This is a genomic window from Paenibacillus sedimenti, from assembly GCF_014534655.1.
Lineage (GTDB): Bacteria > Bacillota > Bacilli > Paenibacillales > NBRC-103111 > Paenibacillus_E > Paenibacillus_E sedimenti.
Map to the genome: position 1 here is coordinate 122,330 of NZ_JACVVD010000012.1, position 22,672 is coordinate 145,001.

25 protein-coding genes and 2 pseudogenes are annotated in these 22,672 nt (G+C 44.3%); 21 read left to right on the forward strand and 6 right to left on the reverse strand.

Annotated elements, in window-relative coordinates:
* Positions 1-12 precede the first annotated feature (12 nt).
* The 5 genes from ICC18_RS26750 to ICC18_RS26770 all read left to right on the forward strand — a co-directional run bounded on the left by ICC18_RS26750 (position 13) and on the right by ICC18_RS26770 (position 2,717).
* A complete protein-coding gene (locus ICC18_RS26750) occupies positions 13-162 on the forward strand; it encodes a hypothetical protein (RefSeq protein WP_188177491.1) in 150 nt (49 codons plus the stop codon).
* Positions 159-305 carry a hypothetical protein gene (locus tag ICC18_RS26755; RefSeq protein WP_188177492.1) on the forward strand — a complete coding sequence of 49 codons (147 nt, stop codon included), beginning with the start codon at positions 159-161 and terminating at the stop codon, positions 303-305. Before ICC18_RS26750 ends, ICC18_RS26755 begins: the two co-directional genes overlap by 4 nt.
* Positions 302-727, forward strand: a complete 426-nt coding sequence (locus tag ICC18_RS26760; protein WP_188177493.1) for a hypothetical protein — start codon at positions 302-304, stop codon at positions 725-727. The genes ICC18_RS26755 and ICC18_RS26760 overlap by 4 nt, the downstream gene beginning before the upstream one ends.
* A 9-nt stretch (positions 728-736) precedes the next feature.
* Positions 737-1,219 carry a hypothetical protein gene (locus ICC18_RS26765; protein ID WP_188177494.1) on the forward strand — a complete coding sequence of 161 codons (483 nt, stop codon included), beginning with the start codon at positions 737-739 and terminating at the stop codon, positions 1,217-1,219.
* A gap of 304 nt (positions 1,220-1,523) precedes the next feature.
* The gene (locus tag ICC18_RS26770) at positions 1,524-2,717 is read left to right on the forward strand and encodes a M24 family metallopeptidase (protein ID WP_188177495.1); all 1,194 of its coding nucleotides are present in this window, start codon (positions 1,524-1,526) and stop codon (positions 2,715-2,717) included.
* Between the two features lie 352 nt (positions 2,718-3,069).
* Here ICC18_RS26770 and clpP read toward each other — a convergent pair whose 3' ends face one another.
* From clpP to ICC18_RS26785, 3 genes are read right to left on the reverse strand one after another with little or no spacing between them, the layout of a single operon-like run.
* The gene (gene clpP / locus ICC18_RS26775) at positions 3,070-3,651 is read right to left on the reverse strand and encodes an ATP-dependent Clp endopeptidase proteolytic subunit ClpP (RefSeq protein WP_188177496.1); all 582 of its coding nucleotides are present in this window, start codon (positions 3,649-3,651) and stop codon (positions 3,070-3,072) included.
* A gap of 24 nt (positions 3,652-3,675) precedes the next feature.
* Complete coding sequence (locus ICC18_RS26780) at positions 3,676-3,957, reverse strand: hypothetical protein (RefSeq protein WP_188177497.1); 282 nt, start codon at positions 3,955-3,957, stop codon at positions 3,676-3,678.
* A 13-nt stretch (positions 3,958-3,970) separates the two neighbouring features.
* Complete coding sequence (locus ICC18_RS26785; protein ID WP_188177498.1) at positions 3,971-4,555, reverse strand: ArsR/SmtB family transcription factor; 585 nt, start codon at positions 4,553-4,555, stop codon at positions 3,971-3,973.
* A 543-nt stretch (positions 4,556-5,098) separates the two neighbouring features.
* Between ICC18_RS26785 and ICC18_RS26790 the strand changes: the two genes are divergently transcribed.
* The 5 genes and pseudogenes from ICC18_RS26790 (at position 5,099) to ICC18_RS26815 (ending at position 10,058) form a co-directional block, all read left to right on the forward strand.
* The gene (locus tag ICC18_RS26790) at positions 5,099-5,671 is read left to right on the forward strand and encodes a hypothetical protein (RefSeq protein WP_188177499.1); all 573 of its coding nucleotides are present in this window, start codon (positions 5,099-5,101) and stop codon (positions 5,669-5,671) included.
* Positions 5,592-7,289: a hypothetical protein gene (locus ICC18_RS26795; RefSeq protein WP_188177500.1), complete on the forward strand. Its 1,698-nt coding sequence runs from the start codon at positions 5,592-5,594 to the stop codon at positions 7,287-7,289. Before ICC18_RS26790 ends, ICC18_RS26795 begins: the two co-directional genes overlap by 80 nt.
* A 394-nt stretch (positions 7,290-7,683) precedes the next feature.
* Positions 7,684-8,151, forward strand: a pseudogene (locus tag ICC18_RS34870) (SMI1/KNR4 family protein).
* Positions 8,152-8,342: 191 nt separating this feature from the next.
* Complete coding sequence (locus ICC18_RS26810) at positions 8,343-9,041, forward strand: CTP synthase C-terminal region-related (seleno)protein (protein ID WP_188177502.1); 699 nt, start codon at positions 8,343-8,345, stop codon at positions 9,039-9,041.
* 21 nt (positions 9,042-9,062) lie between these two features.
* Positions 9,063-10,058 carry a serine hydrolase domain-containing protein gene (locus tag ICC18_RS26815; RefSeq protein ID WP_188177503.1) on the forward strand — a complete coding sequence of 332 codons (996 nt, stop codon included), beginning with the start codon at positions 9,063-9,065 and terminating at the stop codon, positions 10,056-10,058.
* 412 nt (positions 10,059-10,470) lie between these two features.
* Here the strand turns inward: ICC18_RS26815 and ICC18_RS26820 are convergent, their stop codons facing one another.
* On the reverse strand, positions 10,471-11,400 hold the full coding sequence (locus tag ICC18_RS26820) for a DMT family transporter (protein WP_188177504.1): 930 nt from the start codon (positions 11,398-11,400) through the stop codon (positions 10,471-10,473).
* Positions 11,401-11,424: 24 nt separating this feature from the next.
* The gene (locus ICC18_RS26825; RefSeq protein ID WP_188177505.1) at positions 11,425-12,249 is read right to left on the reverse strand and encodes an AraC family ligand binding domain-containing protein; all 825 of its coding nucleotides are present in this window, start codon (positions 12,247-12,249) and stop codon (positions 11,425-11,427) included.
* Positions 12,250-12,720: 471 nt separating this feature from the next.
* On the opposite strand from ICC18_RS26825, the gene ICC18_RS26830 reads away from it, so the two are divergent.
* The 3 genes from ICC18_RS26830 (at position 12,721) to ICC18_RS26840 (ending at position 14,531) form a co-directional block, all read left to right on the forward strand.
* A complete protein-coding gene (locus ICC18_RS26830) occupies positions 12,721-13,008 on the forward strand; it encodes a hypothetical protein (protein ID WP_188177506.1) in 288 nt (95 codons plus the stop codon).
* Between the two features lie 243 nt (positions 13,009-13,251).
* On the forward strand, positions 13,252-13,863 hold the full coding sequence (locus tag ICC18_RS26835; protein ID WP_188177555.1) for a transglutaminase-like domain-containing protein: 612 nt from the start codon (positions 13,252-13,254) through the stop codon (positions 13,861-13,863).
* A 47-nt stretch (positions 13,864-13,910) separates the two neighbouring features.
* Positions 13,911-14,531, forward strand: coding sequence for a hypothetical protein (locus ICC18_RS26840; RefSeq protein WP_188177507.1), 621 nt, complete (start codon positions 13,911-13,913; stop codon positions 14,529-14,531).
* Between the two features lie 90 nt (positions 14,532-14,621).
* On the opposite strand, the pseudogene ICC18_RS26845 reads toward ICC18_RS26840, so the two are convergent.
* Positions 14,622-14,805, reverse strand: a pseudogene (locus ICC18_RS26845) (kanamycin nucleotidyltransferase C-terminal domain-containing protein); the annotation flags it as partial.
* Between the two features lie 288 nt (positions 14,806-15,093).
* Here ICC18_RS26845 and ICC18_RS26850 point away from each other — a divergent pair.
* The 8 genes from ICC18_RS26850 (at position 15,094) to ICC18_RS26885 (ending at position 22,503) form a co-directional block, all read left to right on the forward strand.
* Complete coding sequence (locus ICC18_RS26850; RefSeq protein WP_188177509.1) at positions 15,094-15,570, forward strand: UPF0158 family protein; 477 nt, start codon at positions 15,094-15,096, stop codon at positions 15,568-15,570.
* A 228-nt stretch (positions 15,571-15,798) separates the two neighbouring features.
* Positions 15,799-16,377 carry a TetR/AcrR family transcriptional regulator gene (locus ICC18_RS26855; protein ID WP_188177510.1) on the forward strand — a complete coding sequence of 193 codons (579 nt, stop codon included), beginning with the start codon at positions 15,799-15,801 and terminating at the stop codon, positions 16,375-16,377.
* Between the two features lie 214 nt (positions 16,378-16,591).
* A complete protein-coding gene (locus ICC18_RS26860) occupies positions 16,592-17,623 on the forward strand; it encodes a zinc-binding alcohol dehydrogenase family protein (protein WP_029192403.1) in 1,032 nt (343 codons plus the stop codon).
* Between the two features lie 78 nt (positions 17,624-17,701).
* The gene (locus ICC18_RS26865) at positions 17,702-18,694 is read left to right on the forward strand and encodes an NADP-dependent oxidoreductase (RefSeq protein WP_029192402.1); all 993 of its coding nucleotides are present in this window, start codon (positions 17,702-17,704) and stop codon (positions 18,692-18,694) included.
* 39 nt (positions 18,695-18,733) lie between these two features.
* A complete protein-coding gene (locus ICC18_RS26870; RefSeq protein WP_029192401.1) occupies positions 18,734-19,435 on the forward strand; it encodes an SDR family oxidoreductase in 702 nt (233 codons plus the stop codon).
* A gap of 313 nt (positions 19,436-19,748) precedes the next feature.
* The gene (locus tag ICC18_RS26875; protein WP_188177511.1) at positions 19,749-20,525 is read left to right on the forward strand and encodes a hypothetical protein; all 777 of its coding nucleotides are present in this window, start codon (positions 19,749-19,751) and stop codon (positions 20,523-20,525) included.
* 300 nt (positions 20,526-20,825) lie between these two features.
* Complete coding sequence (locus tag ICC18_RS26880) at positions 20,826-21,251, forward strand: MarR family winged helix-turn-helix transcriptional regulator (RefSeq protein ID WP_188177512.1); 426 nt, start codon at positions 20,826-20,828, stop codon at positions 21,249-21,251.
* A gap of 142 nt (positions 21,252-21,393) precedes the next feature.
* On the forward strand, positions 21,394-22,503 hold the full coding sequence (locus ICC18_RS26885) for a Gfo/Idh/MocA family protein (protein ID WP_188177513.1): 1,110 nt from the start codon (positions 21,394-21,396) through the stop codon (positions 22,501-22,503).
* Positions 22,504-22,672 lie beyond the last annotated feature (169 nt).

Below are 22,672 nucleotides of genomic sequence, written 5' to 3' on the forward strand. Positions count from 1 at the left end.
AAGAGGGCGTATATGAGAAATATTTTAATTACGGTGATGATGATGATTGTGGTGGCTGTTTTGTTTACATCGATTATTAATGATGGATCTGCGGGCATGAAGAAGAATATTGAAACGCATGGAACGAAGGCGAATGCAGATATTACGGCACTCAAACCGTGAGATCCATATTAGTTACGGTAATGCTCATCATGGTCGTGATTATGATTTACAGCAATGTGGTAGGCGGGAGCGGCGGTACTCGGCAGCAGGTAACAAATAGCGGAGCGCGGATCAGCGGCACGATTCAAAAGATAGATCCATGAAGCAGATTCTCGTTTTCATTCTTTTTGCGACGCTGCTCTGTTGGTTCATGTTTGCGCCCGTATATAAGCACGTTGTTATTATGCGGCAAGCTTTACTTCAAAAAGAGGTCGACTACTTGCTCGAAATCGGCTCGAACGGCAGGCATGGCTACATCAATGAGGCGATGATTAATGACTCTAAACAACGGATGGCTGAGAAAGGTTTTTTACCGACAGATCTCGTGTATACAGTAGCTACGACAACTGGTATGGGCGGGACGGATGCGAGTCAGCCGGTTATTAGAGGGACCGGATTATCTTTGAAGCTTACCTATCCGCATCATCGGTTGTTTGTGATTGATCAGTTAGTCGGTATCACGATTCCGGCGCAAACCGATCGAATGGGGGCAGCGGGCATGAAGATGAGCGAATATGTGCCTTGAGGAGATATCATGTACAAACTTTTGTTAATGATCCTAATGAGTGTTGTATTCATGGCGCTCTATGCTTTGCAAACGGATGTGGAGGTGGCGATGCATACACTTTTTCATGGCAAGCATGCGTTGAATCGTGCGGTACATGCAGCTGCTCAGCAAAGCGATCAGGTGAAGTTAGCTTCTGGTATCCACTCGATTGATGAGAGTAAGGCTCAGGCAGAAGCACTTCGCTACTTGCAAGCGAACTTGCGGCTTAATAGTTCCAATGATCCGCTCCCGGATACGTTTTTACGCAGCCGGGTGGTCGTGGAATTATTTAAGGTCGTTAATGATAAGGAGGTATTTCCTTATACATACACGAATGCGGGGTACGGATACTCAGTTACTCTGCATAGACCCGGCGTTATTATGTTTATTCGATTGGAATACCCTCGAACCTATTCGGTGCTGCAGCCCATCACTTGGACGGTCAAATCTTCGGCGGAAATGGTGTATTGATGTATAATGGATGTAAGATACATCTAACTTCCATTGGGAGTTTAAAAAGTCCGCTTTCAGAACCGAGAAGGTTGGACAAAACCGGAGAAGGAACGGAGCGAGATATGAGTACCGGACTTCCCGGGTTTGTTCAAGATTCGATGCCGAGTGACATCCTGAGTATCAACGTTATGAGATAAACCTTTATCGAAGTCATTCGAAGATGGACACCGCGTTAAGCGGCAGGTTTATTCGCCAATCAGACTTTCGTCTGATGTGGTTCAAAGTGGACTTTTTAAACATCCTCTAAAAGGAGAGGTTGTTCATGAATAGGTATGAGCAAAGACAGCAGTGGCTGCAGGCCGAGATGATTCAGAGGGGATGGTCCGGCTTTTTGGTCACGCAAAATGTCGATATCTACTATTATACCGGTTCGATGCAGACCGGATATTTGTTTATCCCTGCGGAAGGCGAACCATTGTATCTGGTTCGGCGGAGTTTGGAACGAGCGGAAGATGAGGCACATGCGGCTGTAGAGCCGCTTGGCTCGATGAAGACGCTCAAGGAGCGTCTGGCAGCCCGATACCCAGGGCTGCTGGAGGCAGGAGCCGCAGCCGGCGGACTGCGGCTGGCGACGGAGCTGGACGTACTCCCCGTCCAGCAGTTCCAGCGCTTGCAGGCCGCGCTTCCCGGCGCGGCCTGGGAGGACGGTTCGTTGCTCGTGCGCGAGCAGCGGATGATCAAATCGCCGGACGAAGTCGCGGCGATTCGGCAGGCTGCGTCCGTCGTCGACGCATCACTGGAGGCGGTCATTCCCCAGATTCGTGAGGGAATGGCAGAGTTCGAGCTGATGGCGCTCATCGAGCATCAGCTCCGGCTGCGCGGGCACCAAGGGCTGATGCGCATGCGCGCTTACAATTCCGAGTTGATCACCGGAATGGTAGCGGCAGGCGCTTCGGCAGCGGTGCCCACCTATTTTGACGGGCCGGCCGGGGGGACGGGGCTTCACCCGTCCAGCCCGCAAAGCTCGGGCCGCGCGCTGCTGCAGCGAGGCGAACCGATTCTCGTCGATATCGGCTGCTGCATCGACGGCTATCTTATCGATCAGACGCGCACGCTCGTGATCGGCGGTCTGGACCCTGAGCTGCAGCGCGCTTACGAGGTGACGGAGCAGGTGCTCCGCGCCACCGAGGCCAGGCTGCAGCCGGGCACGATCAGCGAGCATCTGTATCTGCTCGCGCTGGATCAAGTTCAGGAAGCGGGGCTGAGCGCCCACTTCATGGGTTACGGCGCCGACCAAGTGAAGTTCCTTGGTCACGGCATCGGGCTCGAAATCGATGAACTGCCCGTTCTCGCCAAAGGCTTCAAATACCCGCTGGCGCCGGGCATGGTCATCGCCATCGAACCCAAGTTCACGTTTCCGGGACGCGGGGTTGTTGGTATCGAAGATACCTATTTGATCACGGAAACGGGTTATGAGAAGTTAACGATTTCCCGAGAAGGAGTGATCGTCATTTAGCGGTGATAACAAAAAAGACTAGCGCAATTTTGATTTTGTGCCAGTCTCTTTTTGCTTATGGAGATCAGCACGGGATAGGAATACGTAAGGGTCCATTCTTCATACTTAAATATAACAGCTAGAACGGTAATCCACCCGAAGCTAATCGCAAATATGGAGCAGCTCAGAATGCCCAATAATCGCTTACCACCAAACTCTCCAAATTACATCATGGTGTATGAGCTGCATCCAAATGATCATAGGTAAATCTTATTAATTCCATACAGCCCATTTAGTAGTAAAAAAAGACTACCAAGGAACTTTTCAATTCCAGAGGCAGTCTTTTGGTAATTTCTATTTTGTAATTTACGGGTTACAGCTTTTCAATAACTTTATCAATCAAACCGTAGTTTTTTGCTTCCTCTGCAGTCATATAGTAATCGCGATCGCTATCCCGTTCAACTTTTTCTATGGATTGCTTGCTCGTTTCAGCAATAATCCGGTTCAAGGTTTGACGCGTTTTGAGAATATGATTCGCACGAATTTGGATATCGCTCGCTTGCCCTTGGGCGCCGCCCCACGGCTGATGGATCATGACTTCGGCGTTAGGAAGCGCGAAACGTTTGCCTGGAGCCCCTGCTGTCAGCAGAATAGCGCCCATGGACGCGGCCATGCCTACGCAGATGGTAGATACGTCAGGTTTGATGAATTGCATCGTATCATAGATCGCAAGTCCGGATGATGTGGAACCGCCAGGCGAATTAATGTACAGCGAAATATCTTTCTCCGGATCTTCTGCAGAAAGGAACAGCAGCTGAGCGATGATCGCATTCGCGACCTGATCATTAACCTCTGTGCCGAGGAATACGATTCGATCCTTTAGCAAACGGGAATAAATGTCGTAGGAGCGCTCCCCGCGACTGGATTGTTCAACAACCATAGGAATGAAACTCATTTGAATCATCCTTTCTGTTCGTAGTTATGCGGCAAGACTTTGAACTGTGTGACCGCTGTAAGAAGGCTTTTGGCCAAATCCGGAGGATACGATCCTGAGACGGATTGGTTCACCGGATGGAGATGCGGAAATGTCCTGTATGCTGACGGTAGCTTCCGAGTCGAGAAATGGGGAGCCATGACGGCGATAGTCATCGATGGAAATGACTTTACTGTTCGTATCATTCGTGCGCTCAACCTTCCGTTCCCAGATAATGACAGGTGCAGCATCTGTCTGCGGCTTGCTTGTTTGTTGTTCTTGGCTCATAGGAAGTGCCTCCTTATTCTTTGGGTTTGGGATACACCGCTAGCAGCACCTGATAGGTTGAATCTTCGTTGGGTGTACCTGTGTAACGGCTAACTAATTGCTGAACCATCGCCGTGTATTCTTCTACGAAAGCTTGCCTCTGCTGTTCATCGGCTAAATTTACATGCAGTGCTAGGGAGGCGCTGGGGATGACTTCGTTTGCATCAGACTGTTCCATTAGCAACATGGCATCCCTTTTGATACGTTCCGAAGTCGTAATGAGATGGGCGAGGGAGCCTTGGTCCTTCAGTCTTTGTACCGTTTCCGGCTTCATGCTGAGGGACTCGGCAAGGACGAACGTTTTGGCGATGGATCGGAACAGCACTTCCACCAAATTGCGCACTTGGCGCGTGCCAACCTTCTGTACCAAGCCTGCTTTTTCCAGCGCTTTGAGATGATAATTAATACGCTGCGCGCTTTCGCCAAGCTGTCTGGCTACTTCAGCTGCAGAAGCCGGCTCCATGAGTTGGGCGATGATTTCCCCGCGAAGCGGATTAAGCAGCATGGTCGCTTGTTCGGGAGATTCAATGTAATAGCTGTCTTGAATGTCGTTTAACATGGAGAGAAAGTGCCTCCAATACAAAATATATGTTACGTAAAAATATTTTATTACGTAGTGGAGAGAATGTCAAATGGCAAATGCCCAACACAATGATTGTTGAAGGACAATAATGTTTTGAAGTAGACAATAAAGTGTTGAAGTAACAAATAAAGTCTTGAAGTAGACAAAAAGTTTTGAAGTAAATAGGCGTTCACTCTACTGGGTGAACGCCTATTAAATTTCTTGTATGGAGGAAATCCTTAGTCGTCGTATGGAAGCAAGCAAGTCAGTCAACCCGGGGAGGGGGCGATTAAACTAACGGGTAGTAAAATTGATAATCACCCGCATAAATTGCGGGCTTTTGTTTTCATACAGACAAATTCTTGTCGGAGATGATTGACAAGAACGTGACCCTCGGAACCGGTCCTTAATATGAAACTAGCAATCCCCATAATTGGTACAGCGGTTCCAAAAGTAGAGTGACTGAACGGTTAAACTTTTGGTTGTCGAGTGCGTCTAATAGATATAATAGGAAAATGATACCAGTCGGGAGTGGGGCATATGCGAAGGTGGATTGTTTTAATCGGATTGTTTATCGTCCTCCTCCTGGCAGGCTGCGAGCGAGGAGACGGAGGACGGAGCGATCCGGCCCGAGGGGCCGAAGTGGCAATGAAGCAGACGGCGGAATCGTTCTTTGAAGCGGTTGTCCGCGGGTATTTCGATACGGCGTTCGAGCACGTCGCTTACCGGGTGGGGACGCCGGACGAGGCGCCGGGCATCGAATACGCCGAGGCGAAACGGCTGTGGACGGAACGGATCGGCAAACTGCATGGTGAAGGCACCCGACTGCTCGCCTACGAGCAGGTCGCGATTCGTTCTGAGCGGGAAATTCCGCAAGGGGTCGTCAAACTGCGGTTGACGGAGCGAGGAGGAGCGGAGCGGACGGAAGAGGCTTCGATTCATTTTCATCAGACGGATAAAGGCTGGAAGGTACTGAAGGTGTATCCGAAGGATCAGACTAAGCAGTCGGAGCTGGAGCTCGCCATGGGCGGGCATGTCGGCGTCAAGGCGGCTGTCGCAGTCAAGCCTTCCGTACCGGAAACGCGCCCGCCGATACCTGAGGCCGATACCTGAGGCCGATGCCAAGCCGGCTTCGTTTCGCAGCGGCATTCGGGAGCTGAGATTCGGGGAAAGCGACAAGATGCAAGGCTATGTGTTCCGGACATTGGACGGAAACGAGCTTCCGGAGCGTCTCTATGAGGTAGCCCGGCATATGGACGAGTTCAGTATCGGCTGGACGTGGAGCGACGCCGGAAAGCATCGGAGAGAGGAGCTGCTGCAGCAGATTCAGGTGGAGGGAAAGGCGAGCATGCGGATTCAGGGCGAAAACGAGCATGGAGCGAGCCTGAGCTTTTCCGACATGGGCGATTCATTCACGGTTATCTTGGGCAATCTGCCGGCCATAATGGTTACGCGCATGGAGCCGCTGGGCATCAAGATGGAAACGGCCAATTCGACCACTCCAAGCCTGCTGCTGCACGGAGATTCACCCTACGTTCCGCGACTAGCAGCACTTCTTCCTTCCGGCGAGAAGCAACTGATCGTTGTCTTCTCAGAGGATATGGATACCTCGCGGTTTCCCCAACTTCCTGCAGGGACATGGCTGGATGCTCGCCGTTACCGTCTGGAATTAAGGGCGGATCAGCCGGGGGGTTCGGATAGCGTCATGACCAGCGTTACCCTGATGCCGTTTCGGTCGGCGCGAGGGAACTTTATGGACGGCGATTATATAAACATTCATTGGAGGTTGCCGGAGCGATGGCGAGATATCTCAACAGGTGAAACGGTCGGCTGGTCCGAAAGGGATCCGTTTTATGATTCGATTGTATTTTCGCCGGATCGCTCCAGGTATGCTGGCGCGACAATAGCTGGTTATCCGGATGGAGACGGAGACGGCCGATTTTACGGGCTGGTGCTGGAGGAAAAGGGAAGACCACCGAAAGTGATCGAACCGATGGTTTACTCCGCCGTTCTTCAGGACGGTTCTCCGGTGCAATGGGTGGATAACGATCGACTTCTGTATGCCGACTATGAACAAGTTTTTGAATACTCAATTGGTTCAGGTCGGAAACGCACTGTATTTACCATAGGAAAAGGAGAGCATCGCGTTCACGCGTTTGCATATGACCGGTATGCTAATAAGCTGTATGTGCTGTCCCACAGATACGAGTCGAAGGACGGGCAGGAGCAGTTCTCCATAGATGCTTATGTGCTCGACCGGGAATACCGGCAGTTGGAACGGATCGAGCGTTGGACGGTTACACCGTTCGAATACGGGTACCGGCCCAAACGGCTACCGATTCGGGTTGCCGAGCAGGGTGTGTACCGTAGTTTCGTGCGCGACGGCCGCGTGTTTACACAGTTTGAAGCCCGTGGCGGTCGAAAAGCGGAGGCACAAGGGGAGATCGTTTATGTCGACGGCAATCTCGCACTACTTCTGGATGGGCCGATCCCCGGGGATCTTGGAGGGGAGATTCCACAAGCAGTGAGTGTATGGCAGAAGGGAAGCGAACCGATTGAGGCAGCGAAGGCGCCGGGCTTAATCCGTCTGTACGCAAGCCGGATAGTTGCCGAAAAGGACGGCAAGCGTTACGTTTACGACATCCAGTCCGATTCCTGGGATGCTTGGGAAGAAGAAGGGAGCATACTTCACCTGTCTCCGTCCGGTATGTACAAGAAAACGAAAAAGTAGGACAGAATAGAGTCTGGACTGAGCTAACGGAGTACGATTGTTCATTAAATGTAATAAAGTTGAAATCTTATTTTCATACAGCATTAATGAATCAAAGCTATAATAAACATTGACCCCCTTTAAAATATAAACTTTAGACCCGCAGCCCGTTGCTGTGGGTCTCTTTTTGTAAATGATTGAAAGGGCAGGATAGCGCGGTGAACGGCGGCTTCTTTTGTTGAACTATTGGGCAGTTTTCTTCAACTATTCATATTGATATGTTAAAGTTGAATCATAGTTCGGTTATCTATATGGCTACTTTTAGGTGACGAGAAAATTCTCCACAATACGATATTACCGCAGAAGATCAACTGCTCGTTAATGTTAAAAAGCTAAGTATTAGGAGGCTATATTAATGTGGCTTACGAATCACGAAAAAAAATTCAAACCACTAGATATAAATATTGTGGGTGAAGTCGAAACCAGTCTAGGGTACAAATTACCAAAAAGTTATATAGAGTTATTAAAGATTCAGAATGGTGGCGAATTATAAAATGGCTTTATTCAAATTGAAAAAGAAACGGGTGTTAAATCAGTTAATACAGGCAGGTTTTATTCTTTAGAGAAACTAGCGATAAACTTTCAGGAACATTTGAACATAATTGAAGACCAGCTAGCTTTTAGCGATCATAATAGAGATCTCTACCAAGCGTTTAAAAATATTTTACCTATCAGTGTTGAGAATCATGGTTATGTATGTTTGGATTATAGAAATTCGCTAATAGCTCCATCAGTTGTTTACTTTTATGACGAAGATTTTGTTGATTATTACATCGCATCGAACTTTGATGATTTTTTAAATAAATTAATGTCAATCGATTAATATGGACATGGTTAATTAAACTAACGAAGAACTATAGTGGAGGGGCTTGCTTCGCGGCAGCACCTCTTTTGTTTATTAAAGTAACTGGCAGTTTCTTTTGAAAGACTTAACAAACAATCTCAATTATCTCATTGAAACATTTGTTAACTTATGGTATAAATTCCTAGTTGAATTTGAAAGGGGCATACAAAATGAAAATTGGGATTGTTGGTGATTTTAGTCCAGAATATCCATCACAGATAGCTACTAACGATGCTCTAATGCATTCATCTAGGAAGTTAGGGATTTTTATCGAGTATGAGTGGATTCCTACAACTACTGTAATTAAACAACTGGATACCATCAAGGAAACCTATCAGGGTTTTTGGATAGGCCCTGGGTTCCCAGATTCTGTTGACGGGGTACTTAGCATTATTCAATTTGCACGCGAAAATAATATACCTTTGTTAGGGACATGCGGTGGATTTCAATACATCATTATGGAATATGCAAGAAACAAAATGATGCTGGAGAATGCTGGGCATGAAGAACGCGATCCACACGCAAATCAATTAATTATTAGTAAACTAGCTTGCTCATTAGTCGGTCAAAAAGGTGAAGTCATAGTAAAGAAACCTTCGAGAATCTTTGATATTTATCAAGTTGAAAATGTAATTGAACAATTCAGATGTAACTATGGACTTAGTGCGGAATATGAAAAACAAATTCATGAAGCCGGATTAAGAATAGTCGGAACGGATTCAATTGGCAACCCAAGAATTATTGAACTACCTAAGCATAAGTTCTTCATCGGCACGTTATTTGTTCCCCAATTAAGTTCCACCTCTAATTCAACACACTGCGTCGTTGACTCTTTTATTACTACAGTCTTAAGTCAGTCAGAGGATTAAGCAGAAGTAGGGGGTAATAGCATGGATTCAAGATTTCAGCAATTGGCCGATTATGTTTATGATATGCAACTCCGTATAGGAGCGACAGCAGCAGCGTTATACGTCCTACAGAACGGCCGAATCGCGCACGAATCCTACTCCGGCAAGCACGATGATGACGAGTGTTCGCGCATCGTTGACGCTCGTACGCAATTTAATGTGGGTTCTGTACGCAAAACCTATCTTGCACTTGCCATCAGCCTGCTTATTGAACAGGGAAAGATCGGGAGTATAGACGATTCGGTATCGCGGTATCTGGACAAGCTGCCTGAGTACACGTATGATGTGACGCTACGTCACCTCTTGACGCATACACATGGACTTATGGAACGGGAAGGACAGCTTATCCAGGAGTTTCCTGCCGGCAAAGGATGGGCTTATCGTAATGCAGGCATCGCGCTGCTATTCCGGATCGTATCCCGGCTTACCGGGATGACATTGAGTGAATTCATGACAGTAGCGGTTTTCGAGCCTTATGGCTTGCGTGAAACCGGTTGGTGTACGGCACCGCACGAACATCTAATCTACAATTATTACTCGCATTTGGACAACTGGGTCGGTCCGAATGATAGTACGGCTGGAGACCAAAGCAACCTATTCGTCAGCGCCCGCGACCTTGCAAAGTGGGGACAACTTCATCTAAGCCGGGGCGCCGCCGGGGATGGCAGGCAGGTACTGCCACAAAGCGTATTCGAGTGTGTGACGGCTCTCCAGACGCCTGTGGGCATTCCGTCTTTAAAACCACGTAACGGTTATATCTGGTGGCTGCAGCACGGCACGCAGTTGAATCAGATTGGCGAGCGTGTGCCCGCTGGCTCGTATCAAGCACTCGGCATCACGGGATGCGTCGTGTTGGTCATTCCCGCCTATAACGTGGTAGCTGTACGCATGTATAACCAGCTCTTTAATCCTGAGGATTACGATTATCTCAAAGATATTCGGGCATTCGGCAATTTTGTGTCCGACGCGATGATGTAACTAACGGGAAACTATAGTTGAAAAGTTCTTGGTTCTTGATCAATAATAAAGAAAGCGAAGTTAAAGGAGAGTCGTCAGTATAGATGATCTCGTTCGATTAATAATAGGTTGCATATGAAGAAGCCAATATGAGATTTTATCAGGATTGGATAAGCTCTGAAGAGGACATGGTACCTTATAATACCAAGTTTTAAACGAATGTTTGTTGAACTAACGGATCTTCACGACAAAGGCTGCCGGTATCATCGGCAGCCTCTTCAGCTAACGAAGCAGAATAGTGGAACCAGGGAGCAGATTGCCGGCGGCAACTGCTCCTGTTTTTATACGAATGCCGTGTACCAAGTAACTTAATTTGCTCACTGCGACACAAACATATGTGCATAATCGCACTTTATACTCTAATGATTTTTCACTAGAATCTTGAACCATGTCTTCGAACTGCCAACATCCCTTTTTTCTTCATATTCATTTTGCATTCTGAAATAAAAAGTCCAGCCATTGTACAAATGATCCCCAATGCAACCAGCCCTGTCATTTGTTCGTGCAAAACAATCATAGAAGTAACTACCGTAATGACAGGAACCATGTAAATATAGACGCTGCTTTTAACTGCACCCAATGCTTTAACAGCATAATTCCATGTCATAAAGCAAAGAGAAGAAGCCCCAAGACCCAAGAATAATATATTGAGTAAGGAAACAGGATTTGAAAAACGTTCCAGTCCCAATTGAAAGTCAAACAGGAATAGGGTAGGAATCATGAATAATATCCCATAAAAAAACACCCTTCTTGTCGTTTGGATCGTATGATATCCGTAACTACTGATTTTTCTAGTCAATACAGAATATGCAGCCCAAATTAGAGTAGCAGCTACTGCTAACAAGTCACCCAATGGGTTTAAGTGAAAATTTGAAGTTCCATTAAAGCTGATGAGGAAGATGCCAGTAATTGCAACAACAAATCCAATGAAAAAACTGATCCGTAATGGTTCCTCTTTCAAAAATAGATAGGTAAGAATGGCCGTAAAAAATGGAACAATGGAGCTTATTACGCCTACATTGGAAGCCATTGTAAAGGTTAAAGCCATATTTTCTAAAAGGTAATACAAAGTAACACCACATAAACCAGCACATACAAAAGTGAGTTCATGTTTTTTATTGGTTACTTTCAGTCTGTGTGGGTAAACAGCCATTAATGCAATGAAACCTATTGCAAACCGGAAAAATAGGATCTCAATAGGGGAAAAATCTTTCAATAAAATTTTTGTGGAAATGAACGTTGTACCCCAAATCAAAATGGTTATAAGAGCTGATAAATGGCCAGCAGTCTTTTTGTTTTCCATAGTCCTGTCCTTCCCCGCAGTTGATTATTTAATATGGTTAACAAAAATGTTGCGGTATTGTCCGGGTGTTAGTCCGATTAATTCCATAAAAAAATGGCTAAAATGACTTTGATCTCCAAATCCTGTTTGCAGGGCTGCATCTAACGGCTTCACTCCTTGTTCCAATAACTTCTTAGCTTCATTGATACGTACTGTTTGCAGGTAACGATACGGGGTAATTCCTCGAACTCGGGTAAATGAACGCAACAAAGAATATTTGTTCATAGTAGAAATTCTTGCTAAATCATCTAAAGCGATAGGCTCTTTATAATGTGATTCTATGTACTGACAGATATTTTCAATTTTGTGTTCGTTTGCTCCAATTTCTGTTTCTTCGGTGGTCTCGGTATATTCTTCAATTAGCTGTTCAATAAGAAAATAAAACGTTTCTTCCTTCTTAAAATTTGGTGATTCGTTCATTATCATCTGATGAAGATTCTGCAACAAATGGGTTTGTTCACTTCGATAGGCAACAGGAGCAGTAAAGTGGGGAAGATAATCTTTTCCAGTAATCTCTTTTGTCACTTTCCGCATGATTTCAGGCTTGATATTTAAACAGCGATAGTCTAAAGTTTTGTTGTCAATCTGTTCACAAGCATGATTATCCAGAGGATTAAAAAAAAGTAAATTACCTGTACCTATGACATACTCTTCATTTTTGCAAGATAATCGTCTTTGTCCACTCTCTATAAAACCAATCACATAGTACTCATGGAAATGATTCGGAAATTTTTGCATGATCCCATGAAAACGGAAGGCTTCAATTTGCAAATCATGATCAAATCGAACCGTTCTTTCCTCTTGTCTCATATGAATAGCCTCTTTTCGATATTTTCAAACTAAGTTTAGCACATATTATTCAGCTTTTATTGTATGATATTGACTTTGAAGCGGGTAAACCCGGGTTTCCAGAATATGTCGTACCGTAACAAAAAAACATCCTTCAATTTAAAGGATGTTTTTTCTTATCATCAGCTTCTAATCAGCATTCTCATTGACATGCCGACATGTAACATTAAGTGGTCGTACTTATGTACAAAAAGTATTGGATACGGGTAACGTACTTGCATATCATCACACTCCCTCTTATTATCCCGTTCATATTGTTACGATTCCAAAGAAGCATATCTCATCCTTACTTATTCTGGAACACAGTGACAAGGGGAGATACCAAGACTCAAAACATCTTCATTTTCATGTATTTTACGGTGAGCCAATACGTTAATTGCTATTGTTTTGCTCACTGAACTAACATACACAACACTTGAGGAAACATTTTCTATGAACGGTAACCCAACAAAGCAGAGGGTGAGTAATTTGCTGAAAAGAGTTGTTTTTCTTATCACCGCCTTGTCGGCATTAATCGGCGGTATGATTTGGCTGCGGATGGGCTTTGAGTTGTCCTTGATGCCCACTGGTAACCCCAAAGATCAAGTTTACCGAAGTTCTCAGTCTTTTATGCCATGGTTCGGTTGCGGTATAGCTTGTATCGGAGTAGGATTGGTTGGTTTATATGTTTCCGCAAAGGTGGTAAACATCCAGGGCATCTTGTGGAGAAGCGTGCAGTAGATAACAGCCTGGGGAATGTTCAAGAACGTTTCTTCTATTCCCGCACGCCCTAAAAAGGATTTCAACAATGGTAACAGCTTTCTTTCTGTCGACCGCTGCAATACAAGGTGATGAAATCCTACGAATGAGTGAGAATACGTGAGGGACGGGCAGGATTGATCAATTATTTTCCATTCAAGCAATTGTATAAATATACGTGTTAGAGTATTATTATACCAATAGTTGTTGGAGGGTTGTAATTTGATGATATTGATATGCGAATCAAACTCACTTGAAGATTATTTGATGGAGACTGAAGAAGTTGACTTTAGTCACCTTTCCATTAAGGAAAAAACAGCCGAATTATATTCTAAATCATCATCTTACGAAGTCGATTTTGTAAAAAAAGCGTATGAATTTGTTCGTGATGAAATATCTCATTCGTGGGATATTCAAAGTTCAAGAATAACACGCAAAGCCTCGGAAGCACTCTATTTCAAAGAAGGTATTTGTTATGCTAAGTCAAATTTATTATGTGCTATATTAAGGAGCAGAGGGATTCCAACAGGATTTTGTTATCAACGACTTACAATAGGTGACACTCCTGACACAGGGTACTGCATCCACGCATTAAATGCTGTTTTTCTGAAATCCCAAGAAAAATGGATTCGCCTAGATGCACGCGGAAATAAAGTTGGTGTTAATGCGGAATTTTCTCTAAACGATGAAAAACTGGCTTTTACTATACGGAAAGAATACAACGAAATAGATTACTCAAATATATATAAACAGCCCAATCCTAAAACCATTAACGCACTAAAACAAAGTACAGATTGTATAAATATGTATCTTCATGGTTTACCAACAGACTTATAGAAATTCAACTAACGAAATTACTTTCATTTGTATGGAGGATTTCAATCTTGGCAAAACTCTTCAAGATTTTTTTGACTGCTCTAGTGTTGATTCTAGGCTATATCGTAGTTGCACCATACCAATATGGAATGTCAACTACTTTGTTTTATACAGTATCAATTGGTTGTATTGTATTTTCGGCAGTTCTTGTATTTTTGTTATTAAAAAAAGCAACCGCAAAAGAAATAGTGAGCATTGTAGTTTTAATTTTACTAATAATATTTTCAACGTACGAGATATATGACCAGCAACCTAATATCAGGATAAAGCAAAAAATTGCAGAATTTTTACCTAACGCCCCCATTGAAATTGCTGGATTTAGAAGATTAGAACCTGCAACCATAGCAGCACAACCGTACTATTTAAATGAAGATTATCCCAAAAACGAGTTAAGTGATGTTCAATGGTCGAGAACTGTTTTTCTAAAAAGAGCGATTTCACCTGAAAAAAGCGTGGATTACTATGCCATTCGTTTTAAACGTCCATATATGATAAACGGAAATGACGTTTCCAAAAAAGCTTGCAGCAATTTAATGTGCAGCTATTATTTTACTGGTTCTATTATTCTAGACCCCATAGCGGGCGAATTGCTTGGACTTTGGATTGAAAATAAAGGGGTTGGAAAATAATATTGTGTTCAACTAACGAGGAACAAGAGTTCAATAAAGAGATGAGAAGGCAACCAGTTGCATTTTCGTCAAAATGGGATTCGTTTTGTACTTTGAAGGTTCTGCTAACTCTCCAGACATAGCCATTCGCACAATATTGTCGAATCCTTCTGGATGGCAAGGCATTTCCAGTGCCTCCGGTAGAACCATTGAGCCAGTCGAAAAAAGTTTTTGGTTGTGTAACCCGACTAACATAGGGCTCCATATGGGCAAACTCCACTGCCAAGTATGGTAGCAATTTCGTTGCAGGTTTGAAGTCTTTCATTTCGAGAAATATTTACAGGTCCATTCATGTGCATTTGTGTGCATCTCCCTTTGATTTATTTGGGCGAATAGTCACTAAAACATGGATGGAGGACCTCGGGCTTAACGGGGGACTTTTTTTGGATGCATTGGATTTCCTCCCACAAGGTTCTCTTGTGGAAATTGTTCCCAAGACATTTTCGAAGCTACCGATTAGGTAGCTTTGTTTGTTTGTTTTTTTGGATAAGATGTTTGTATGAATCGAAAGGGATAAAGACAAATGAAGAATAACAAACCAGTAAAGTTGGATGATCTAGTCGGTGAAATTGAACTTCAAATTGAGGATACTTTTACTTTTATAAACACCAAATCAGGCGAAGTTATTACTTTAATGAGAGAAGAAATTGGGGCTGCAGAAGATGAAAAACCACTTGAAAATTATCCTGAATGGCAAAGAGAAAACATTGAAAAAGCAATAAGTATTATTGAGGATGAAGACGGGGTTTACGTTGACTTCAAGTTAAGAAACGATTACAACGAATATGAAATCATACAGGATTTTATCGGGACTTTAGAGGATGAAGACATTAGAGAAGAACTGTATGGTACCATTCAAGGAAGAGGAGCATTTCGGAGATTTAAAGATGGAATAATAGAATATGGTATCGATAAGCATTGGTATAAGTACAAAGAAAGAAAGATAAAAGAATTAGTAATTGAATGGTGTAAGGAACACGACATTGAAATCCAGGAATAAGAAAGAGCCCTATTTTTCAATGGGTGAATAAACATCTTGGTTGTGCTAAACGGGCAGTTTAGTTGAATATTAATTCCGGTGAACCGTATCACAAGTAACGGCGAAAATTGAAATATTATCACGATAATCCAAGGTGTGTAATTAGTGATGTAACGATGTGTAAAGGTGACAATTAACTCTTTACCGATCGTTCTCAATATGTTATATTGATGGCGGGAGGGAAACGGAATGGCGAGAAGCAAGGAGTTTGAAGAGAACGCGGTATTGGATAAAGCGATGAGACTCTTTTGGGAACAAGGTTATGAGAAGACATCCATGACCGATCTGGTCGAGCACATGGGAATCCATCGAAGAAGCTTGTATGATACATTTGGCGACAAACATACGCTGTTTCTAAAAGCGATGGATCGGTTTGGCGATAAAATCAACGCTGCGCTTGCAGCTGGAGTTAAACGCTCCAAGTCTGCAGCGGAAGCTCTTCAGTTTATTTTTGACTTCATCATTGATGGAGAAGTAGACTTGCCTTCCGGCTGCTTAATGGTGAATTCAGCTGTAGAATTGGCAGCGCGCGATGCAGATGTTGATGCCAAGTTCACTGAGGCGTGTACAATAGCAGAGCAGCAACTCAAGGAAATTATTCTCTGGGGGCAGCGGGACGGTGAATTTGCCACTGATTACGATGCCGGGGAAATGGCAGAATATCTGCAGAATGTTTGGGTTGGGCTAAGGGCAATGGCAAGAACCTCTGTTGCCAAAGAAAAACTTCACCGCATAGCCAATACATCGATTAAACTTATAGAAGGATAATGGTTTTTTTTCTTTAAATTAGAACGATTGTTCCTGAACTCGCGAGTCTCCTCTTTGCCTAAAGCTTTTTTTCCATCGTAATAATTGCTTGCACTTTTTTTAGAATGATCGTTCTTAAATGTGAACCCGAAACAAATAACAAGAAGCTGAGCCAGCAAGGAATAGAACTGCTGCATTCAAACAAAAGATGAAGATAAGGAAGGATGGATAAACAATGTTAAACCAAAAGATGATGAGAGCGATCGGATATTACGAACCGGGGGAAGGAGTACCGCCGTTTCAGGAGGTTGAAGTGGAGAGACCGAAAGCGTCAGGAAGGGATTTGCTCGTAGCAGTGAAGGCAGTATCCGTCAATCCGTCGGATTGGCGGTCACACAAGGACAAAAAACCGGACGATTCGTCGCTTACGATAGCCGGTCGGGATGTAGCCGGCGTGGTAGTCGAGGCAGGACCGGATTGCAATATATTCAAAGTCGGTGACGAAGTTTATTATTCTGGATCCATCATTCGCCCGGGCGGATTCAGCGAGTTTCACCTGGTCGACGAACGGATTGTCGGCAAAAAGCCTAAGAGCCTCGATTTCGCGCAGGCAGCGGCTTTACCGTTAACAACCATTACAGCGTGGGAAGCTTATTATGAACGATTGGGTATTTCCAAAAATCCATCGGATAATGAGGGCAAAAGTATCTTGATCATCGGGGCTGCGGGGGGCGTCGGATCGATCGCGACTCAACTGGCCAAGCTTGCCGGTCTAACGGTCATCGCTACGGCCTCGCGTCCTGAATCGATCAAATGGACGAAAGAACATGGTGCCGATCATGTTATCGATCATCATCGACCGCTTGAACCTCAACTAAAAGAGCTTGGCCTGGTTGGCGTTCCGTATATTTTTGTTTTGAATAATCCGGATCAGCATTTGAATGAGATGAAGAAGGTGATTTTGCCGCAGGGGAAAATCTGCTCGATTTTGCCATTCGAACAGCCGGCTGAACTTGGTGAATTGTTTATAAAAAGCGTGACGTTTGCTTGGGAATTGATGTACACTCGTTCGGCATTTCAGACGGACGATATGATTGAACAGCATCGACTGCTTAATGAAGTGTCCAATCTTGTGGATGCAGGGAAAGTACGTACAACGATGAAAGAGCTTATCAAACCAATTAATTCCGGAAACCTGAAGGAAGCATTTCACAAGAGCCTGTCAGGCAGCACAATCGGTAAAATCGTATTAGAAGGATTTGAATAAAAGCGCTGGGCAGACAGCAACTGGCATCAGCGATCGTTCAAGGGAATTGTTTTAAACCTATAAGATGGAGGCCGCATGATGAGAGCAATGGTAATTGAAAAATACGGGAAATACCCGCTTCAGTTAGCGGATATTCCAAAGCCCGCAGTAGACGATCACGAGGTGCTGGTGGAAATCCATGCGGCTAGCGTGAACCCCCTCGATCTTCTTGTGCGGGATGGTAAATTACGTGTCCTGCTGAAATACGATATGCCCCATGTATTAGGATATGATTTTTCGGGCGTTGTCATTCAAGCGGGACGGAAGGTTACCAGATTCAAGGTCGGGGATGAAGTATTCGGCCGACCAAGCAAGGGCGGAGCCTTCGCCGAATTTATCTCCGTGAATGAAGACGATATCGCCATAAAGCCTCGCAACCTTACCTTTGAGGAAGCGTCATCCATTCCATTGGTCGGGCTTACCTCCTATCAAGTATTGCATGAAAAATTGAAACTAAAGGCCGGGCAGAAAGTATTGATCCAAGCTGGTTCCGGCGGAGTCGGTACTTTTGCTATCCAACTTGCCAAAGCGATGGGACTTTATGTCGCAACAACGACAAGCGAAGCTGGAGCCAAATTGGTCGAGTCGCTTGGAGCCGATCGAATCATCAATTACAAAACAGAACAATTCGATACACTGTTACAAGGTTATGATGCCGTTTTTGATACCAAAGGCGGAGAGACTCTAGAGAAGGCCTTTAAAATTGTCAAAGAGCAAGGCCAAATCGTATCCGTCGTTGGGCCGCCCAATGCGCGCTTCGGAAAAGAGGAGAGGGTTGGCTTCGTCAAAACAAATCTACTTCGGTTGGTTGCCCGGAAGATTACCAAGTTAGAGAAAAAATATAAGGTCAAGTACAGCTTCCTGTTTATGAAACCAAGCGGCAGACAACTGGAGATCCTTTCTGAATGGATTGAATCCGAGAAAATAAAGCCTGTTATTGATCGAGTATTTCCTTTTGAAGACACTCAAAAAGCAATGGAGTACTCCGAATCTGGCAGAGCAAAAGGGAAGATAGTCGTAAAGATAAAGTGATCGCATAACTAAAACAGACAATAAAAGGAGCATATAAAAATGATTATTTCTGAACAAGTTGCATTTGTCACCGGTGCGAACCGGGGTTTGGGCCGTCATCTTGCCTTTGAACTTCTATCCAGAGGGGCTAAGGTGTATGCTGGTGCAAGAAATCCGGAGTCCGTTAACATTCCAGGTGTGATACCTGTAAAGCTTGATATTACTAACCCGCAAGAGGTAGCTGAAGCTGCTATGGTCGCTAAGGACGTTACGCTTCTGATCAACAATGCAGGCACTTCTACAGGCGCTTCTTTGCTTGACGGCGATCTCGACAAAATACAATTGGAATTTAATACCCACTTCTTTGGCACACTATCCATGACTCGTGCGTTCGCGCCTATTCTCACCAATAATGGGGGAGGATCAATCCTGAATATTCTTTCTGCATTATCATGGTTCAGTATAGGGGGTAATGAAGGTGCTTATACGGCTGCAAAGGCAGCAGAGTGGGCACTGACGAACGAGTTGCGCTTAAAGTTGTATCCTCAAAATGTGAGAGTGGCTGGCTTGCATGTGGGCTTTATGGACACAGACATGACGGCCGGCGTTGAAGCTCCGAAGGCCGACCCTGCCGAAATTGCAAAACTGGCTATTGATGGAATAGAGGCCAACAGCTTTGAGATTCTTGCCGATGAACTGAGCCGCAAGCTCCAAAGTGCTCTCGCTGGTGGTGTAGCTGCGTTATACCCACAGCTTACATGAGCCTAACTGTACTAATATCTTCTCTGGCGGTGGAAGGTTTCTAAACACATTTGATGCCCGTGTTCCTGTTGGGACGCGGGCATATTTGTGACAACCATAGTAGGCACCCAAAAAGGTGTCCCTTAAAATTCGCCGTTAGAGTGATACGGTGAACCGTATCATAAATAAGGGCAAGTTATTATAATTGACAGCAACAATTAATACGTGGTAATTTCATAATAGGATAATAAAGGCAATGTAACCTTCGGGTTCAACCTCGCTGAGAAGTGGGTTGGACCCTTTTTTACATTTCAAAACCAGGGGAGGATTCGTAATGCTGAGAACAGAATTGCTGTTACAGCGGCTCAACGAGATCGGCAAGTCGCTCGAACGCAAGGGGGGAGCTCTTTTATTACTAGGCGTTGGTTCCGTTGGGGTTGAGACAGAACGGTTGGATGAATTTTCGGATTTAGATTTCTTTGTCATTGTGAAACCGGGGGAGAAAAACAGATATATCGACCGATTGGATTGGCTCGAAGAAATACACCCTCTTGCCTATTTGTTTAAGAATTCGGATGTTGGGTACAAAGTACTGTTCGAAGACGGTATTTTCGGGGAATACGCTGTATTCGAGGAATGGGAGCTGGCGAACGCCTCCTATACGGATGGCCGGGTCATATGGAAGGATCCGATGTATGGCAATACGGGAATCGCCAAACCTTCCAACCCGATCCCCAGCCTAAAAAATGATTCCTTGGACTTTCCTTTGAACGAAGCCTTAACAAATCTATACGTGGGGCTCGGCCGCTATGCAAGGGGAGAGCGCCTATCCGCAACGAGGTTTGTTCAAGGTTACGCTGTGGACAGGATTCTATCCGTACTCCATCTACTGGAGCAAGAGGTGGATTACTTTCCCGACCCATTCGGGAATGAGAGGCGGTTAGAAAAGAGATACCCCCGTTTTGCGGAAATCATAGGAGACATGATACTGGGTTACGATCATGTTCCCGAATCGGCACTTCGCATTTTAAATTTCTTAGAAGAAGTTTATCCAGTCAATCGAAGGTTAAGCGAGGAGATACGGCGATTGGCTAATCTAACTTGCCGATAGAAACAGCACGGTGAAAAGTATCACAAGTAAAGTAGTTTGTTGAACTAACGGGTACTATGGTTCAATCAAAACACGGAGAAGACTGCGCGGCATTTGCTCCGTGTTTTATTATGCTAAAGGGTAGTTTAGCGTGGAAAATGAATTACGGACGAATATTCTGAAACACAAAGAAGAACAATACGATATAGTTAATGAGTAAGGCACGACTTTCTTTTACGAGTGCTAGTTTGACAGCTGGATACAATCATGATATATTTAGCTTGCTAAGTAAATTCGATGATAAAGGCTGAGAAAAGCAATATGGAGACAAAGGTTGACTGTGAGATTCGTGAGTTGTTCGATAAACTTTCGGCTAGAATGAGACGAGATTACAGCGAAAGTCTAAGGGAACTAAACCTACATGTCGGTCAAGATAATCTGCTCTACCGTTTATGGTCGGGTGATGGAATAACACAAATGCAGCTAAGTGAACATCTGCATTGTGAACCTCCCACCATAACCAATATGGTTAAATCACTTGAACAAAACGGGTTTATTTACCGTAAGCGTGATGAGAAAGATGCACGAGTTATGCGTATTTTTCTAACCGACAAAGGTAAAGAGCTTGAAGAGCCAATTCGTAGCATATGGCAAAAGCATCAAGAAAAGTTGCTAGAATCGATTTCAACTGAAGAACGACTACTTTTAAGACGGCTTATGAAGCAAATGGAGAGTAACTTGTTTTAATAATCTCTCCTTTTCTCTGATTTTATTTAGCAAGCTAAACTAATGTTTAGTATACTAATTAATTGGTCCATAAAAGTTTAAGTATTTATTTAGTAAACTAAATATTTATTCTTAAAAACCACAAAGGAGTAGAAAATTAACAATGATGAATAAACAAAAAATTGGTGTTGGTATTATTGGTGCAAGCCCCTCAAATCCGTATAGTTGGGCGGTTAATACACACATACCTTCGATTAAGGCGTTACCGGATGATTACGATTTGAGCGCTGTTAGCACAAGCCGTCAAACGACCGCAAAAGAAGCCGAGAAAAAGTTTGGTGCACCCGGATTCGATAATCATCTGGATTTAATTAACCATCCTGGCGTTGATCTGGTTGTTGTCACGGTAAAGGTTCCCTATCATCATGAAATCATTTCGGCTGCGCTTGACGCAGGGAAGATGGTCTTCTCGGAATGGCCGCTCACCAATGGCCTGGATGAAGCAGAAGATTTGTCTAAACGGGCAGAAACATCCGGAATACGCACAATTGTAGGCTTACAAGCACGGTATAGTCCTGTCATTCGCTATGCAAGAGACCTCATTTCAGAGGGTTACATTGGAGATGTTCTTGGTACGACACTTGTTGGTTCAGGCATGGGTTGGACGGGAGTTACCGACCGTTTGAATTCGTACGTCTATGATAAGGCCAACGGAGTAACGCTTCTCTCGGTTCCGATTATGCACACTTTTGACGCCCTACAGTATTTGCTGGGTGATTTCTCGACCCTGTCGGCAGAATTGGTTTCCAATCAAACAGAAGCTTTAATAGCAGATACGAATACTATAATTCCCTTCACCTCACCCAACCATGTATCGATTATGGGGACGCTGACGAAAGGCACGGCTGTGTCTGTCTTTTATCGCGGTGGAATATCTCGTGGTGAAAATATGCATTGGGAAATCAATGGGACAAAAGGTGATCTGGTCATAACTGCACCAAGTGGTCATACCCAGTTAGCTGAATTAAAGTTGCAAGGCGGACGAATTCAAGAGAACCGTGTAGAAGATTTAATTGTTCCTGAATCTTACTTTGCTAAACATCTACCGACAGGTATGCCAGGCAATACAGCACGTATTTATGAACAGTTCGCCAAGGACTTGCGTGAAGGCACATACAATACCCCGGATTTTGCACATGCTTTACGCCAACATAAACTTCTCAGCGCTATTGAAACTGCTTCACTTACAGGAATGAGGCAGCATTTAAACTGATTTTTTTAAAGAGGAGTAATTCCAATGCATTCAACTATGAATGAACGATTGTAAAAGAAGAAAGCGGCGGGAAATTTCCAGCCGCTTCTTTGTACATAATAAAAAAGGATCCGTCCAGGTTTAAGATGATGATAAAGATTGACATCGACATAATACGTGTATATACTCA